This is a genomic window from Providencia rettgeri, assembly GCF_001874625.1.
Lineage (GTDB): Bacteria > Pseudomonadota > Gammaproteobacteria > Enterobacterales > Enterobacteriaceae > Providencia > Providencia huashanensis.
Genome location: NZ_CP017671.1, coordinates 619,025 through 636,695 on the forward strand (window position 1 = coordinate 619,025; position 17,671 = coordinate 636,695).

The following is a 17,671-nucleotide window of genomic DNA, read 5'->3' on the forward strand; positions in this document are numbered from 1 at the left end:
TGGTGTAATGAAAATAGAGCTAATCACACACAAAACGGGCGAACAGATACCAATGATGCTGGATGATTCTGGTATGCCAGTTGTCTTACCTAATGAGTTTATTCTTGCCAGACGCTCACTCAGTACAAATACATTGGTTCGGAATTTGAGAGAGTTGTCAGTGCTCTATCGTTGGCTGGATAAATCAAATTGTGACTTGCCTGCGAAATTGCTGGCTCAGAACTCATTCAACGAAGCAGAATTAAAAGGTAGTTTGGTCGAAGCGTTAAGAATCGATCAAGCAAATGGGCGTATAAGTGCAGTAGCGCCTAATACCTTCAATCAACGGTTAACAACTATCCGACAATTTTTCAGTTGGTGCATGGACGTTCTGACTAGTCAGCTGCCCCTATCTTCCTTAGACTATGAGCGTTTAAGGGAGCGAAAGTCATTTTTGCTTAAAATGCTTGATGGTAGCTTTATGTCTGCCACACCAATAAAAAAGAGTCTTCGAAAGGGCCTAAACGAGACAGAAGTTGATTTCTTGTTTGCGGTATTGAACCCCGATGCTGAGCAGGGTTATGGGCAAGATTCTGCTGTAAAATTTAGAAATTATGTATCTGTTGGGCTGATGCTATTTTGTGGTTTAAGGCCAGGTGAGCTGCTTAGCCTCAGGGTAGAAGATGTCCAGGTTGGTGCGATTTCGGCGATAAAGGTTGAACGTAGGCCAGCGGACCCACTAGATGTAAGACGACCGAGGCCTCAAATAAAGCGCAATGGCCGAGTCATTCCGATTGAGAATAGGCAGCTTGCATTTGCTTTGAATGAGTACATTGTTACTTGGCGTGAAGTGCTTGAAAGTAAAAGCCAAGAGGAATCAGACTATTTAATCTTGAGTGATAAGGGTTCGCCTTTGTCTCAATCTTCAATTACACAGTTCTTTCAATTGTTGCGCTCGCAATACACTGACCATCTTCCTGAAAACTTAACGGCCAAGTCTCTAAGGCATGCATTCTCATCCCGGCTTGAACGGGTGTTACGTGTTTCAGGAATGGATGAGCAGCGCAGAAGAGAAGCCCTAGCCTTGCTTCGTGGCGATAGTAGTTTGGATTCACAAGATACTTACATAGCTCAGGAAGTGGAGGAGCAGGCAATCAAGTCACTGAAGCGATACCAGGCTGAAATAATGTCAGGGAGGATGCCGGAGTGAACACTAAATTATTGAAACTACAGGCCGTCGAGTGGCCTTGGCCTGAAATAGAGAAACTAATTACCCGTGAAGGAAAGGAAGTTGATATATCCGGTGATACTTGGAGATTGCCGTATTCTGCGAGGGATAATTCAACTCTGAATTTCACAAAGATAATTAACTCCGGAATCAGAGACGCGTTCAAAGACCATGTTGCCGACCGACTCAAACGAATATCTACCCATGCGGGTTATGCTGCGTATCAGGATGTTTGGAGAGAAGTTCTGAGACATTGGGGGAACGCAGTATTTCAAGTTGATACAGAGTCGCACTTAATTGGTCTGTTTGAAACGGCTATCAATCGCGCCCGCTCACGAAAAAGGTTGTGGGCAATGTACAGGCCCATACAGTGGTACATTTGGAGTGCGGACAACAAGCCAGAATGTGGCTTTTCGGAAATTTATGCGCAAGAACTTGAGGCATTAGAGTTGCCAGGAAATCCGAAAGGTGAGGCTGTTCGGATGGAAGATCCTGAAAGTGGTCCTCTGCACAAGTCTCTTGAGCTACCTCTGTTAATCAATGCACTTAAATCGGATGAGGGGCGATCATTAGAGTATTTGCAACAGAGGGTTGTGGTTGCTCTCTCAATAGCATTTGGACGTAACCCAGCTAACTTAACTTTTCTGCGTGAGTCTGATTTTGAATGTCTGGCTCCTAGAAGTGAGGACCCCTGCTACATAATTCACATGCCGAGAATTAAAAAGCGATTTGTAAATCCGAGAGACGATCTTTTGGATGAATATCTCGATCCGCATTTTGGTGCCATGATTGAGCAGCTGATAGAAATCAGTAAGTTGGTACCGCTGAGCTTTGCAGATAGGACCTTTTTGAATCCGGAAGAGCGACCATTGCTTATTAACAGGAATGGAAACAAATCGGCCATTTTATCCAAAGACATTGATAACGTATTTAATCTGACAAGCAGCGATATAGCACGTTTGCTTAGTGCGTTCGTAAAACGTCACAACATTATCTCACCGCTTACTGGCGAGTTAATGCGCGTTACGCCAAGGCGGTTGCGCTATACCTTGGCAACTGGTTTAGCAGCTGAGGGAATCAGTAAGCGTGAGCTGGCCAGAATTCTGGATCATACCGATACCCAGCACGTGAATGTCTATTTTGAGATGGCTGGTAGAATAGTTGAGCACCTAGACAAAGCAACCGAGAAAGGCTTCTCGAAGTACCTTAATTTTTTCAAAGGCAGGCTAATCGATAGTGATGAAGATGCCGTCAATGGTGAGCGAGATGACAAGCACCTAACGTTTGTAGATGATCAAAACCCTGCCGATCAAGCAGATATTGGTGTATGTGGTGAATCCAGTGTCTGCCATCTTGATCCCCCTTACTCATGTTATTTGTGCCCCAAGTTTCAGCCATATCGTCATGCCGATCATGAGCATGTCTTGGAGTGCCTGCTGGCCGGTCGCAAAGAGCGTTTAAAAAAGTACGAGAATGCGCGATTAGGCATACAGCTTGACGAGGTGATCGCTGCGGTCGCACAAGTGGCCAAACTCTGTGAGGAAGGGGGTCGCAATGTCTGATGGTCGCTCTAATCGTAAGGCCAAGGTCATCCCTTTCCTCGATCGTCTGGAGTGTGACAGGAATGAAAACCTAAAATCTTTAATCGACAAAGCAAAGCTAATGAAGCTTGAAGGGTTCGAGTCGGTTGTTTGGGATGACCCCGAGTGGCAAGTCAATGCAGGGCGCCTAATCAAGTTGACTGGTAAAAACACGGAATCAGCTTCTTTTGGTTTTTCGCTGTCACCGAGGCTGGGTTCTGAGCCACTAGTCGGTTGCTGGGAACTGGTTGCCAAAGCGTTGTTTGTTCTCAGGTTCCACAGAAAACATCAATCAGCACCGAATCAGCGCAATTTCATAACCACGCTTGGATATGTCTCATTTGCAGCTAAACAGTTAGGGCAGGAGTTAGTTGGGCTTACGCCAGAGGCTCTGGATAATGCGTCCGGTTTAATCTCAAAACACTACAGTGAAACCACCGCCTACAACCTTCACAAGCATGTTGCAGAGTTCGCAGCGCATTGTGATTCGAATGGTCTATGTCGGGTTTTATTGCAGTACAAATACGCTAGGATGAGGCGGCCAGCGAGCACGGGAGGGATAAATCACAAAAGGTTGGATGATCCAGAGATTCTGGAGACGAAGTCGGACAAGCTTGTCGATTCCTCTGTGTTTCGAGTTATTGGTGAACTCTACTTAAAAGTTCCCCAAGATCATAAGTATCGCTTCTATATTCTGATGTTGACGCTACTTGCTTGCACAGGAAGACGATTCAGTGAGGTTTCACTATTACCCAATCAGCAACTGTCTCTTGATGAAGAGGGTAATACCTATATCGAATACTTCCCGAAGAAAGCTAGCCGAGGAGATGCGTTTACGCCAAAGCGTAGGCTGTACTTGCCGTCAGAGGTAAGCTCTATTGTTGGCGATGTGCTCATTGAGATAGCAGAAATTACCGCAAAAGTGCGGGCGACCGCAGAAGAAATGCAAAAAAGTAGGGGGCCTGACCTAAGGTTTTTGGACAGCATCTCGGAAGATAAAAAGCTATATGCGGATGATTTAACTGAATTGGGGATAAGTCATACTGTTTTGAGCACAACTGGCTGGCTCAGGAAGCAAAACCTCGTTTGGCCAGATAATAGTGCATTAACCAAGCAGAGCATTAAGCCTGCCAATCCTATTTTCTTCACAGATAAAAACGGGATAATTAAATACTGTTTTCGGAACTTTTCAGAAGCATATCTATCGGTCATCCATACGGACCAATTTGGTAAAGAATATTATCTTGAAGATCTTTTATTTATCAGACAGTTGGGACTTTCCAGTGGGAGCTACGCACACTGGCTTGCTACAAGTTGTAGCCAATCTATGTTTACAACCTTTCTTCGCTATTTTCCTGCACTTGCAGCTGAATACACCTCTAGTAGCAGTATTGCTGTGGATTTTACCAGTCACCATTTCCGTCACACGCTCAATACCTTGCTTGATGAGGGAGGGTTAAGTGATTTACTGCAAACCGAATGGTTTGGTCGAACTAATCCAAGAGACACCAAAGCTTATCAGCATACATCCCGCGAAAAACGAGCACTGATGCTTCGTGAAGACATCAAAAAAGGCTTGGTTGGGGGGCAGTTAGCTGAGCAAATCAAAGTTGTACCGGTAGAAGTCCAGGATGCCATCCTGAAAGCGCGAATTCAGGCCGTGCATGATGTCGGTACGGGTATCTGTATCCACAATTTCTCTCAAACACCCTGTGAACGCCATTTGCAATGCTCGGCGGACTGCAAGGACTATGTTTGGGCAAAAGACGATAAGAGCCGACTGGAAGAGCAGAAGCGCCAATATGCCCTTACCGTACTGGCACGAAAAAATGCTGAGAAACAGTTAAGTAGCAACAAGCCCAAAAAGAGCGCTGATTGGTTAGCTCATAATGATAAGAAACTCAAAACGCTGGCTGTACAACTGACTGATAACGGGGTAGAACACTTTGATCCCGAACAATATTTAAACGAGGTAGAGCATGGTTAAGCGCTTCAGGCGAATGTCCCACAGTGACATCAATACAATCGTTACCGATTTGGACCGCTGGGCACTGGGCGAACTTGGATCTAAACTCACCTGGACTGTGCTAGAAGAGCGCTTTGGCTTTAGTCGCCAATCGCTCCAGGCCAAATCTGAGATCAAAGCTGCTTATGACAACGCCAAACGAGCACTGTCGGACGGATTGGTGAAAACTAAAGAGCAGGCCACTAAAGAGGCTGAAGAGCTTCAGGTAGAAGTAGAACGCCTCAAAACTGAGTTAGAAGCCTACAAGCGAAAGGAAGAACAGTGGCTGCGCCGCTGGCAGCAAATCGCCTTTCATGTGCGGCAGAAAGGTATACAAATGATGAACATTGATAAAGCCCCGCTAGAAGGAGCTAGGCTGCCTTCTAATACTGAAACTGCGCAAATCCTCCGGCCGTTTGACAAAGAAATTCCACCTTCAGGGAGAGTTTAATGAAATTTGATCTAAATGAAGCGATCCGTGATGTGTTAGATTTTCTGAAGACACATTGGAAGCCCTCATTAGCGAAGTATATTATTTGGCCGTCAATGACTGTAGGTTTAGCGTCGCTTAGTGTCCCTCTATGGATTGATATTGCCAACTGGGCGTTAGTCCACCAGAATTTTTTCCCCGGTTATCAGTTTCCTCTTGCGCAGCCAAATTACCCTCTGGGAGCCTCCCTTATAGGTTTAAGTGTTCTTGTATATTTTCTTGATGTGTGGCTAAAGAAAAATAATGAGCTACCCAATCAATTAATCGAACTCCCATCACAAGTAGCTCATGAAATAACAACACGTATGAAGAGTGCAGGATTTACTGCTCAGCATCTTCAAGACGAGAAAATAGAAAAGCTTTCTCACGAAATTACCTTATTACGTTTTTTTGGATCTTTTCCTAAGGAAGAAAAAGCGACTGCTTTAGCAGAAAGCATTATTGATGGAGAGTTGTCCGGTGGCACACCTCAAGCAAAAGCTAGGGCGTTAGCGCTACTTGCAAGATACTTGTGTGTAGGGGAAAGAGCCGAGTTAGCGGAAAAATGGTTATCAAGCTCTAAAAAACTGTGTCAAACGGAGGAGGCACGGATAGCACAGGCCTTTATTGATGCTATTGGATCGAAAGATGTTGATGCGGCGTCTGGTTTGCTTAAGGTTAGTAGCCATTCAAATTATGCTGCTTTTTTTATGATTAAAAAAATGGCGGAGGGAAACGACGCTGCTTTGGGCTGGTTCGAAAGTACAGGATTAAGCTCTCACGATTTAGATAATGATGGACAGGTCGTTTTGCTCTCTGTTTTGTTGACAGAGCATCAATGGGAAAAGGCTTTAGATTTAGTGCAAAAGATAGACGACGAATCCTTATCTGTTGCACCAGCACTGGCACAACTTTCTGCGCTTACGTTCTTGGTAAATGCAATTAAGGCAGTTGAGCTCCGTGAGAGCGTATTGACTTATATCCCCTTAGTAGCAGATCGCTTTCCGCTGGCAGATGATTCTGAATCTATAGTACTTAGAAATCGAGCTGTCGAGCTGTTCACAGCTTGTTCGGTTCATGCACGGCATCTGGGCGCTGAAGATATAGCGAATATGTCGGATCAGTATGTACTGTGGTTACAACTTAGAAACAGTGAAACTCACGAACAGGCGATTGCTGAACTTCAAAGCTACTTCGTAAGTTACAATCAAAAAACGCTTGAGTATTTGCCATTGGCATTTTCTTTTGGAATTGATATTGATTTTGAGTCTATTGAAAATGAGGTAAATAGACAGACAGCACTAGGTTCAGCGAATAACGCAATTCTCGGTTTAGCTCGGTTTATATTGGCTCAGACACAAAAACCAATATCGGCAGCAGTGGATTATATCAACCGCCATAGAAATCAAATGGAAAGGAGCGTTAATTCCGTTGCAATTAGTATGCTAGAAATAGAGGCATTGGCGAAATCAGGGTTGGTTGATGATGCACAACAGCTTTTAGAGAAGGCCGGGGATTCGGGGGCGTCTGATGTCGAAGTCAGGAATTTGCAAAATATTATCGATTCAGTCAAGGGCGCGGACCCAGTTGCATTAGCAATAAGCCAATATCAACAAAGTGAAGCTACAAGTGATCTTGCTCAGTTGGTTAATTTTTTAGAAAGGGACAATCGAGGGGACAGATACTACTTATATTGCCGGGAGCTTTTTGATCGCACAGGCCAGAAGTCTGATGCTATCAGAGTCTGTAATGCCGCCTCTTCGCTTGGGAAATTTTCTGAGCTTCATCAATTTCTGTCAGATAGGATGGATCTCGTCAAGAGAAGCGAGGGACTACAAGCTCACTGGGCTTGGTGTCTATTTAGAAAGGGGGACTTAAGTGGTGCTTATGAACAGATTGCTCGGTTAAAACAGTCTAAATCACAACTACCTGATCTTAAAACGCTAGAAATTAACTTGTCTATATTCGGTGGTGACTGGGAATCCCTTAGTATTTTTGTAGAGGATAGTTGGAGTTGTCGGGAAAAGCTGAAAGCAGATGAACTCCTACAGGCTGCCCAGCTAGCTAAGGCTGTTTCCCCTAGGCGAACAAGGCAAATACTAGAGTTCTGTACAGGCAAATATCAGGATGATCCCCAAGTGTTAGCATCATCATACTTCATAGCGACAACAATGGGTTTGGAGGACAATCAGGAAACATCTAAATGGCTCACTAAGGCAATGGTTCTCTCTAATGACAATGGCCCATTGCATAGAGCTTCATTAGAAGACCTAAAAGAGATGATGTCCGAGGCTAGAGAGAAAAATGAAAGGATCTATAAGGCTTATTTTGATGGCGATGCGCCTATTTTTACAGTGGCGGAACTATTGAACAGGACTATGTCTGATTTTTATCTGATCCAGCCCCTGGAAAATAAAAAGGCGAAAGATATAAGGCGGAAAAATGTAGTCCCGATATTTCATGGCACAAGACTGGATCAGGTTATTATTAGTGAGACGATTGCAGTCGATGCATCCAGTGCTTTAGTTATGGAAAATATTGGGATGCTAACCCATCTATTTGATTGCTTTGTGAAAATCGTTATTCCACATTCGTTTATGCAGTGGTTGTTTGAAGAGAAGCAGAAAGTTGCTTTTCACCAGCCGAGTCAAATTGAAAAGGCAAAATATTTTGAGCGGTTGGTATCTGATGGAAGAATTTCCGTTTTTCATCCTAAAAAGATCAACAATCCGGAGTTGGTGCTAGATGTAGGTGAAGAGCTTGCATATATGCTTGAAGAGGCGCATACAAGTCCTACAAATGAGCCGCAGGCATTGGTGGTGTGTTCCTGCCCAGTGTATAAGGTCGGTGGCTCTTTCAGACAGGAGGAAGCTGACCTTTCTTCATTCCATCACAGTCTTATTTCATGTTCACAATTAATCAAAAAGCTCGAAGACCTAGCTGTAATCACTGAAGCTCAGCGTGTTAAAGCCTTAAATTACCTGCACCAACACGAAAAAGAGTGGCCTACTGATTTAGAGGTAGCTCGCGGAGCAAAATTATTTCTAGATTCACTGTCAATTACCTATTTGGTTACCGTTGATATGCTCGACAAGCTCAGCGAGGCCGGATTCGAAGTGTATGTATTCAAGGGAGAGCGTGATAGGTATAGATCGTTGATAAACTATGATTCAACCATCGAGCTGGCAGATTCGAAAATAGAAAACATAAGGAAGCTATTTTCTAGTGGGCTTACATCTGGGAAAGTGATCCTTGCCGAAATGCCGTTAAATAAAGACCAAGTGGCAGCTTCTAAGAACAATTATGCCAAGCCAACAGAAGAGCTTTTTGAGACGCTTAAAATATGCGATGCAGCTTTGATAGATGATCGATTTATGAATAAGCATCAAAATATTACATTTGATGAAAAAACAGTACCAATTTATACATCATTAGATTTTATTGAGACGCTACACCATAAGGGACTTATCTCTCAAGAACAGAAGCTTGAAGCAAGGACATTACTTCGGGAGTTTGGATTAGCGTTTGTTAGAATTTCCGACGAAGAGCTTGAATATCACCTAAATCATTCAGTAATGTCAGATGGTGAGTTTAAGCCAACTAAACAGCTAAGAATGATAAGAGAAAATCTGTTTTTGATCAGGATTAGTGGTTTGGTTCAACTCCCAAGAGATGCCCAGTGGCTCCATGAAACTATGAAGACAATTGCAAAAGCAATAAGAGCTCAGTGGTCCGACGAAATTCCTCCCGAAGTAAGCCGCGCTAAATCCTGCTGGTTGTATGAGCTTATGGGGTATAGGGAATGGGCCCAATCTCATAAAATAAGGGGAAATGAAGGGATGGCCTATTTAGGTGAGGCTTTGTCGATTCATTCTGTACTGATGTCGCCGGAGCAATTGTCAGACAAGCAAAAGAATAGCTATAAAGCATGGTTGGATGAGTTTGTTTTAGAGCCCTTGAAGGACAATGATCCGTGGAGTTTTAAGTCTGTAATTGATTCGATGAAGCAGAAAATTAAAAATATCGCTAGTAATCCACTGGAGATAGATCAGGATGAGTAATTCGAACTCTATGCGTGCTTATATTGTTTCTCACACTCTCAATTTATTCCCAAGTTCGGTGAGGTTGGAGCTACTGTCGGATACTAAAGTGTGCGAAGAGCTAGGGCTACAAACAGATGCGACTATTAGTTTTGGTGATAAAGAGTATGCCTTTGCTAGAAGCGCTCTTTTTAAGGCTATTCGCAGTGTTTTTGATAATATCGAGGAGGAATTTTCATTGGAAGATACTAATCATAATATGTGGTTATTACGTAATCTTCCCGGTGAACGTTCAGGCTTTTCTTTAACCAATGGGGATGTGCAGATTGTTAATGATAGTTTTTGGCCACTTTTAGGAGATATCGACAGACGGTTAAGCATATTTGAAACCGTTGCGAAAAATCGTTGGCTCTCGAAAGAGGACATTGAATACTGGAAAGCTGAGCTTTCAGCGGAGGCTGTTAGTGACGATGATGTATCTGACTTGTTACTTGATTTGGATTTATCTCCAATCCGCATTAAGAAGTTACTAAAGAGTGAGTTTCAAAGACCGCCAAATAACGTATCGACACTGGTTCCGAATGACATTCGTTATTATGAACGACTTGTCGGGAAGTATCGTGGCAGTAAAAACATTGAGGACTTTTGTAATAATGAGTTTAACCAATATTTCGACAGTAAAATAGAAAATGGACTGACTGATAATGATCTATTGGTTTGTATGCATAAATCAATATCAAGAGTTGTTTCAACAGGGATCGTTGACGAAGCTTTGTATCAATCTCTCGCAAAGAGGGCAATTGAAACCTGTCATCCAATACTTTTGGTTTCTTGCCTTGAAATTGGGGTTTTGAAATTTGCCAATTCATTAGATACTACTCTTAAGGCTCTTTTCGAGAGTATTTCATCTGTAAAAATACTGGAAAATCTACGTCTTTTTTGCTCTATGACTGTTTTTGTTGATGGAGAGCTGGCGCGACTACAGATATTCAGAGATAAGCCACCATTCTACAGGCGCCTCGCTTCTTTTGCCCAGTCAGCCTTAATTGTTGAAGCTGCATTGGAAGAAAGTGTTGCTTTTGACAAAGTAGAACAATGGGCTACTCAACAGAGGGGGCTTTATTTTTACTGTCAAAGTTTTATTGATCTAATAGAAGAACCAAGATGGTTACCAACATATTTAACAGCAGAACAATTTATTAATGAGCTATATGGTCGGGTAAATATCGCATGTCAAAATGCTGCTAAAAATGAGGCGATTAAGTGTTTGCAAGAAGAACTAATGAGTAGTTCAAAATTCAATATGAATTGGTTTTTACCTGGGCCATTGGAAGGTAACTCTGTTCCAGCTGAAGTTCCCGATGAAATATCGAATTTGCTGGCTGAGCAAGTTAGTTGTGAGGTTTCATTAGCATCGTTTAGAGTTTTGATGAATTCTGCACTTTTCTGGAAAATTGATGAGAAACATTTAGAGCGTACAGTTTCACTATTAGAAAGTGCACAGCACAAATTAGCCGAAGCAAACGACAAGGACTCAGTTTATCAGGTGCTTAATGGTCTGGCACAAGTTGCTTGTATGACTCGAAGTGAAAAAATTGCTTCATCAGTTATGATCTTAAGCCGACTATATCGTGATTATATTGATGTAGATTCTGAGCCAGAAAACTATCTTTCGCTAGGTTTAGTTGCAGCTGCTGCCTTTGAGGATAAAAATGACTGGGCTGAATTTATAGGGCAATGGTGCACAGAATTGGCATATCTACCAATTAACGAAGACGCTATATTTAGAATAGAAGTAATGCTCGAAAGGCTTTGTATCCTAGAGCCTTATTTGTATCACACTTGTTCAAAAGCCCTAGACATATTTCAGATGCTGAGTAGAAAGTAATTATAATTGCTAGCAAAAATCCTGAGTCCAAGCTGATTTTCGCCTTATAAAATGGACTCGCAGTTGTTATAAGAAGGCCATCAACTGTACTAGTTCAGACCAGGTCTGACAGTTTGTCGCCGAAAGTGTCAAGATGCTATCTTTACGCTCAGCGGTGAACACTCCATAGTTCTTGCTAAATTGTTGACAATATTTGAGTTTAACTTAACAAAGTTTGCTTATGTTAAAATAAAATGAAATTCTTTCAATAGCTTGAATGGATCTTTGCATGCTTTATGTGAACTACCATTCTAATTATCAATATAATTAGAAGAATATATTAAATATAATGAAGGCTTCCTTGTGAGGCCTTTATTTTTATCTTAATAAATTAAATAATAACTTTAAACCTTAAGAGATTATTAATTTTAAATTAAGAGTTTCTTAAATTAATATTTTCTTAAGGTAATAATAGAAAAAGCTCCAGTAATTAACTTACATGGAGCTTTGTATTGAAGGTTGAATAAAAGAATATACAAATTTTATTTTCATATTGCGTATCAGGCAACTTTGGGTTCCAGTAGTAAAGGGTCATTTTGGCTTTCACCGGAAATTCGGTAAATTGACGGTGATGTACCTAAATATGCTCTGAACCGCTTTGCAAATGATTGCTGGGAGTCGAATTGGTATTTTAGTGCTATATCAATAACTTGAAGATCAGTCGTGCAGAGGTCCTTTGCTGCTTCACATATCCGCCTTCGGCGAATATATTCACCTAAAGGTATCCCAACAACTTTGCGAAATACCCTCTGTAAATGCCACTTCGTATATCCCGATTTTAGTGCAATATCGTCGAGTAATAGACGATTGGTTAAGTTCATTTCAATCCAAACTAATATCTCATTGACAACTGTAGATTGAAATTCCGTGTATTTCCCTTGGTAGGGAACAGTAATTTCTTTATACATAATATTTTCCTACTAGTTACTTTTTAATCATATCTCTGATTATGTAAATTACCAATAAATAAAAGATAAACAGATATAAATACAGGCTGTTAATTTGTGAAATAACAATAATGCAAAATTTTAATTAGTACTCAACCAGTGTTGTTTGACTTATGGTGATATATTTATGGAGCAACAAACTATCATGAACTTGTTTTTACACCATAAGCACAGAATTAATGTGAGTATTAAATGGTTTATTGGTGCGTTGGAATATATCTTTTTAACTGCCAAAAACCGACCAAAATTGCGATGGATATAACAACGGATAAGATATTCATCACTTGCCACCCTAGAGTGAAAAACAACATACCCGCAGCTAAGCTGCCAATTCCCCCAAAAAATAAATAAGAAAATCCGTCATTCCTTGTACTTTGGCACGTTCATGTATTTCATAGGTGTGTGGTAGCAGGTTGGTCGTGCTGATAAGAATTAAATTCCATGCTACACCGACAAAAATACCCGCGAAAAGATAGTTATAAAAATGGTTAGCGAGTAAGTTCATAACAGCAGATAAAATTAATAAAACAATACCGCAGAAAATAATGCGTTTTGCGCCTAAATGATGAATTAATGTGCCCGTAAAGAATGATGGAGCGAACATGCCAAGTACATGAAACTGAAATACAATTGCAATTGAAGAAAAGGGGAAATCATGTTGCTTCATAGATAAAGGAATTGAGGCAAAAGTAAAGACAACAATGGCGTAACCTGCAGCACTAACAATTGCAATCAGCATTAAAATTGGCTGTAAATACAAATCCTTATAGCTACGTTTAACTAAGGTTTTGTCTGTTGTGGACTTAACAGCCTTCTTCAAGGGGACAATTAATAATAAAAGAAAAGCGATAAGATAAATGATGCCTAATGTGATAAATGGGCCAGCAAAAGGGTATTCTGCAAAAAATCCTTGGGTGGTAACCGCTAGGGTTGGGCCAATTAACGCAGCAGCAATACCCCCACTCATAACAAGCCCAATAGCTTTAGCTCGCAAAGAAACAGGAGCTTCCTCGATTGCCGCAAAACGAAATTGTTGTGCAGTGCCTATTGCAATACCAGTGAAAAATAGCCCGATAGAAAAATAAATTAAGCTACTTTCTAAAACGCCAAGTATAGATAACCCAGCACCAATTAACCCGCCAATGTTGCCAATAATAAATCCTATTTTTCTTGAGTATCTTTGCATTACATAGGCAATTGGGATGGTTGCGAGGATCAAACCAATATACTGGCTTAATAATGGGAGCGTTGCGTAAGTGGGGTTTGTTGCCAATTTTTCTCCAACCACGACAGCAACAGAAAGTACAATGGCATTTCCGGTTATAAACAATGCAAGCGTCGTTGTTAACCACCAAACGGATTTTGGCATAAGCCCTCTCTCAACTAAAAGTTATTAAAATCAAGTAATAAGATATTTTTAATAGGGTAATTCTGTAGAATATTACATAAGGTACTACTTCAAGTTGACTTTAAGTCAAGTCTTAATACAGGGTAAAAAAGGAAAATTTAATCAAAATTTAATTCTGAGTTTATTGATATACCCAGTTTATTCGTTGGTTTAGGAGGAGTGTGATGTATATCTCATTTGAGATTAGTAGAAATTAAAACGCAAAAAAATGATTGTCATCATCAGAAATTTATGTTTTCTTAAAGAAAGCAAGAACAATAATCAAATAAGTTAAACCAAATAAACTAAACAGGAAAACCCCGTGAACATGACTTTTAATCACTCAAACCTACTACTAACCGCGCCATGTGCCGCGGTGGTCGTGCGTGTGGTGGTGGTCGTGGGCTTAGCGCCGTAACGGGTACAAATCAACGCAGATTTAGAAACCCCGCCGGCGCAAACCGAGCGGGGTTTTTTATTACCTTCCGCTTGGGGTCGCAGGCTAGCAAAGGATAATTATGATGAGCGGATCGGGCACTACATCACCACATAAAACCTGTTTTACAGGGGCAGAGTTAATCGTCTATTTATTAGAAAAACATGGTATTACTATTGTTTCGGGCATTCCTGGCGGGGCGGCTTTACCGTTCTATGATGCTTTAGGGAAAAGTAAGCAAATTCAGCATATTTTGGCTCGTCATGAGCAAGGTGCGGGGTTTATTGCGCAAGGGATCGCGCGTACTACAGGGAAAGCGGCCGTTTGCATTTCTTCAAGTGGTCCGGGCGCGACCAACTTAGTGACCGCCATTGCGGATGCAAAACTGGATTCTATCCCGCTAGTTTGTATTACAGCTCAAGTTTCCTCATCAATGATTGGGACCGATGCATTTCAGGAAGTTGATACCTATGGTATTTCTATTCCTGTCACTAAACATAATTATTTAGTTCGTTCTATCAATGAATTACCTCAAGTTATTTGTGATGCTTTTCGTATAGCAGAGTCAGGGCGTCCGGGACCTGTTTGGATTGATATTCCAAAGGATGTTCAAACTGCCACTATTGAACTGACTGAAATACCAGAAGTATTACCGAAAGATAAAGCGCCAGCATTTGATATGGAAAAAGTTCTGCAAGCAGCTGAAATGATTAATAATGCGAAGCGCCCAGTACTGTATTTTGGTGGTGGGGTTATTAGTTCTGATTCAACAGAAACAGCGATTGCGTTTGCGGAAAAAGCCTCATTACCGACGACGATGACCTTAATGGCGCTTGGCACTATCCCTATGCGACACCCATTATATTTAGGTATGTTAGGCATGCATGCTGCTGCTAGCACAAATATGGTCATGGAAGAGTCTGATTTATTAATTGTTATTGGCGCACGCTTTGACGATAGAGCAATCGGGAAGGCGGAGAAGTTTTGCCCTAACGCAAAAATCATTCATGTGGATATCGATAAAGCGGAAATTAGTAAAATTAAACGACCAGATATCGCCATTCACGCAGATGCAGGGCAGATCTTGGAACTATTATTACCTTTAGTTGAACGTAATGAACGTACTGAATGGGTTAATCAAGTTAGTGAATTGAAAAATAAATACCCATTGGATCTCCGCGAGGCAGACAACCCGTTAAATCATTATGGATTAGTTCTTTCTACTGCGCGGGCTGCGGGTGAAGATGCGATTATCACAACTGATGTTGGGCAACACCAAATGTGGGCAGCTCAGGCTTATCCATTATCGCGCCCTCGCCAATGGCTGACTTCTGGTGGTTTAGGCACCATGGGGTTTGGTTTACCAGCGGCGATTGGAGCCGCATTAGCCGAGCCAGACAAAACGGTTGTTTGTTTTTCGGGTGATGGCAGCTTGATGATGAATATTCAAGAGCTGGCGACAGCCGCCGAGCACCAATTAAATATAAAAATTGTTTTGATGAATAACCAAGCGTTGGGAATGGTACATCAACAACAGGATCTGTTCTTTGAGAATCGTATATTTGCGGCAGCTTATCCTTATCAAACTGATTTTATTAAGATAGCGGCAGGTTTTGGCTTACAAACGTGTGATTTAAATAATGAAGAAGATCCTGAAATGGCACTGGAAAGGGTGATGAATACCAAAGGCCCTTGTTTGATCCATGTTTTAATTGATGTTAACCAGAAGGTTTATCCAATGGTTCCACCAGGCGCAGCTAACATTGATATGATTGGAGCTTAATTATGGCATTTGAACATCACCCAATAGCTTTAGAGTTAATTGTTCGTAACCATCCCGGTGTGATGTCACATATATGTGGCTTATTCGCACGCAGAGCTTTTAACGTTGATGGCATTCTTTGTATGCCAATTAAAAATAAAGATGAAAGCCGGATATGGCTGTTGGTGCAAAAAGACGAGCGTCTATCACAAATGATTAATCAAGTTGAAAAGCTTGAAGATGTGAGAGAAGTTCGTTTCAGTGACGATTTACGTCTCTTCGAAACCATGCAGAATTATTTGCAGTAATGCTTATCAGCATCCTTTTTAATAGCCTACACAATGCGTGTGGGCTTTTTTTATCATGATTAATTTTCAACGTAGTATCATAAATAAGGGTTTCCTAAAGCGAACAAAGGTGGTATAAATTTAAGCGGTTATAGAAATAGTTTAGGGAATGAAAAGCGAATACATTCTGCTAAATTGAATAATAAAAGGTACGAAAGTTATGCAGAACAACATTTATCTCACCAATACTTACCAATATGAAGTAGAAACAGTTCTATTAAAACAAGGTAGTGACGAGGAAGGGCACTGGGTTGCACTACAAGATAACATTTTCCATCCACAAGGTGGTGGGCAACCCGCTGATACTGCTTGGGTTAATAATGAGCCCGTTCGTATTAAGAAACACCTAAACGGTTTGATTGTTGCTTATCTCCCTGATGGGATAAATTTAAATTTAGAGAGCACCGTTGTTGCAGCCATTGACGGAGAAAAACGTCAACGATATGCCGCACTGCATACCGCAGGGCATTTGTTAAACTGGGAATTACGGCGTTTTGGCTGGCTTGCACAAAAAGGGCATCATTTTCCTGATGAATCTCGAGTCGAGTTTTGTATAATGGATGGTGAGGTTGTGCCGTTTGAAAAACTGGATAGTCAATATATTGAAGATATTGTTAATCAAAGCATTAGCAGTGGCCGGAAAGTTGAAATAAAACAAAACGACGAGCTGAGGATCAGTTATATCGACCAAACTGAAGAAATGCCATGCGGAGGAACGCACGTTGGTTCATTGGATAGCATTACGCATTTTTCAATTAAGTCGATGAAATATAAAAAAGGGACGTTGCGCATTAGCTATGATGCACAACATGCCTCGGTTTAAACACCTTCGCTGATATGGGAGTAAGTCATGACTACAGTCGCTTGTAACTCTCCCTCTATGCATAAATAAGAATGTGGAAAATCACCGCTAAATGCATAAAAATCGCCTGCTTCTAGAATGATGTTTTGATCGTTATGCAAACGCAACATTAGTGAACCTGAATTCACCATAATGTGCTCATGGGTTCCACTCATATGCGCAGGGCTATTAATAATAGCCCCTCTTTTCATGGTTAATTGCCAGATTTCGGAGATATTCCCCATACTAATACGGAATTTAAATTGCTGTGAATATTCCTCTTCACTCGAGGACCCTTTGACAAAGTAGGGATAAGCTTCATGTTGGCGTGTAAATAAATCGCTAAGCGGAAAACGCAGCGCGATGGCAATCGATTCTAATGTATCAATACGTGGGTTTGAATCGCCGGATTCTAATTTGGATAATGCGGCTTTTGAGATCCCAGATAGGCGAGATAGTTCATTCAAAGAAAGGTTTCTAGCTTGCCTAAGTAAACGGATCTTTTGACCAATTTTTATATTAATTTTTTTATCCACAATATGGCTTTCCCTAAATTCCAATTCATTATGCTAATTCTACATGACTCAGTAGAACTAATCACATATTCTCCATCTTATATTGTATTTAAAGAGGTTATTTTATTTTTTGATATAGTTTTAAAATTTACCCACAAAAAAATAAGGCTATTTAATCTGTCCTAAAAAATTTATAGTGAGAGTATCA

General features: G+C 41.1%; 13 protein-coding genes. 10 read left to right on the plus strand and 3 right to left on the minus strand.

Going from position 1 to position 17,671, the window contains the following annotated elements; genetic code table 11:
• The first annotated feature begins 7 nt into the window (after positions 1-7).
• From RB151_RS24105 to RB151_RS02695, 6 genes are read left to right on the plus strand one after another with little or no spacing between them, the layout of a single operon-like run.
• Complete coding sequence (locus RB151_RS24105; protein WP_071547673.1) at positions 8-1,189, plus strand: tyrosine-type recombinase/integrase; 1,182 nt, start codon at positions 8-10, stop codon at positions 1,187-1,189.
• Entirely contained in the window at positions 1,186-2,769 is a 1,584-nt protein-coding gene (locus RB151_RS24110) for a tyrosine-type recombinase/integrase (RefSeq protein WP_071547674.1), read from the plus strand. The genes RB151_RS24105 and RB151_RS24110 overlap by 4 nt, the downstream gene beginning before the upstream one ends.
• The gene (locus RB151_RS02680; protein WP_071547675.1) at positions 2,762-4,774 is read left to right on the plus strand and encodes an integrase; all 2,013 of its coding nucleotides are present in this window, start codon (positions 2,762-2,764) and stop codon (positions 4,772-4,774) included. Before RB151_RS24110 ends, RB151_RS02680 begins: the two co-directional genes overlap by 8 nt.
• Positions 4,767-5,243 carry a protein kinase gene (locus RB151_RS02685; protein WP_071547676.1) on the plus strand — a complete coding sequence of 159 codons (477 nt, stop codon included), beginning with the start codon at positions 4,767-4,769 and terminating at the stop codon, positions 5,241-5,243. The genes RB151_RS02680 and RB151_RS02685 overlap by 8 nt, the downstream gene beginning before the upstream one ends.
• The gene (locus RB151_RS02690; RefSeq protein ID WP_071547677.1) at positions 5,243-9,322 is read left to right on the plus strand and encodes a PIN domain-containing protein; all 4,080 of its coding nucleotides are present in this window, start codon (positions 5,243-5,245) and stop codon (positions 9,320-9,322) included. The genes RB151_RS02685 and RB151_RS02690 overlap by 1 nt, the downstream gene beginning before the upstream one ends.
• Positions 9,315-11,189 carry a hypothetical protein gene (locus RB151_RS02695; RefSeq protein WP_071547678.1) on the plus strand — a complete coding sequence of 625 codons (1,875 nt, stop codon included), beginning with the start codon at positions 9,315-9,317 and terminating at the stop codon, positions 11,187-11,189. Before RB151_RS02690 ends, RB151_RS02695 begins: the two co-directional genes overlap by 8 nt.
• Positions 11,190-11,728: 539 nt before the next feature.
• On the opposite strand, the gene RB151_RS02700 is transcribed toward RB151_RS02695, so the two are convergent.
• Complete coding sequence (locus RB151_RS02700) at positions 11,729-12,136, minus strand: helix-turn-helix domain-containing protein (RefSeq protein WP_042848854.1); 408 nt, start codon at positions 12,134-12,136, stop codon at positions 11,729-11,731.
• 358 nt (positions 12,137-12,494) lie between these two features.
• Positions 12,495-13,544 carry an MFS transporter gene (locus tag RB151_RS02705; protein WP_237071505.1) on the minus strand — a complete coding sequence of 350 codons (1,050 nt, stop codon included), beginning with the start codon at positions 13,542-13,544 and terminating at the stop codon, positions 12,495-12,497.
• A gap of 346 nt (positions 13,545-13,890) precedes the next feature.
• Between RB151_RS02705 and ivbL the strand changes: the two genes are divergently transcribed.
• From ivbL to RB151_RS02720, 4 genes are all read left to right on the plus strand, one after another.
• A complete protein-coding gene (ivbL, locus tag RB151_RS23135; RefSeq protein ID WP_105880933.1) occupies positions 13,891-13,980 on the plus strand; it encodes an ilvB operon leader peptide IvbL in 90 nt (29 codons plus the stop codon).
• A gap of 103 nt (positions 13,981-14,083) precedes the next feature.
• Complete coding sequence (ilvB, locus tag RB151_RS02710; protein WP_042848851.1) at positions 14,084-15,781, plus strand: acetolactate synthase large subunit; 1,698 nt, start codon at positions 14,084-14,086, stop codon at positions 15,779-15,781.
• Positions 15,782-15,783: 2 nt separating this feature from the next.
• Positions 15,784-16,068 (plus strand): acetolactate synthase small subunit, encoded by a 285-nt coding sequence (ilvN, locus tag RB151_RS02715; RefSeq protein ID WP_042848850.1) that lies wholly within the window; start codon positions 15,784-15,786, stop codon positions 16,066-16,068.
• Between the two features lie 199 nt (positions 16,069-16,267).
• Positions 16,268-16,930: a hypothetical protein gene (locus tag RB151_RS02720; RefSeq protein WP_071547679.1), complete on the plus strand. Its 663-nt coding sequence runs from the start codon at positions 16,268-16,270 to the stop codon at positions 16,928-16,930.
• Here the strand turns inward: RB151_RS02720 and RB151_RS02725 are convergent.
• Positions 16,927-17,484, minus strand: a complete 558-nt coding sequence (locus tag RB151_RS02725) for a helix-turn-helix domain-containing protein (protein WP_042848848.1) — start codon at positions 17,482-17,484, stop codon at positions 16,927-16,929. The two genes, RB151_RS02720 and RB151_RS02725, sit on opposite strands and share 4 nt — an antisense overlap.
• Positions 17,485-17,671 lie beyond the last annotated feature (187 nt).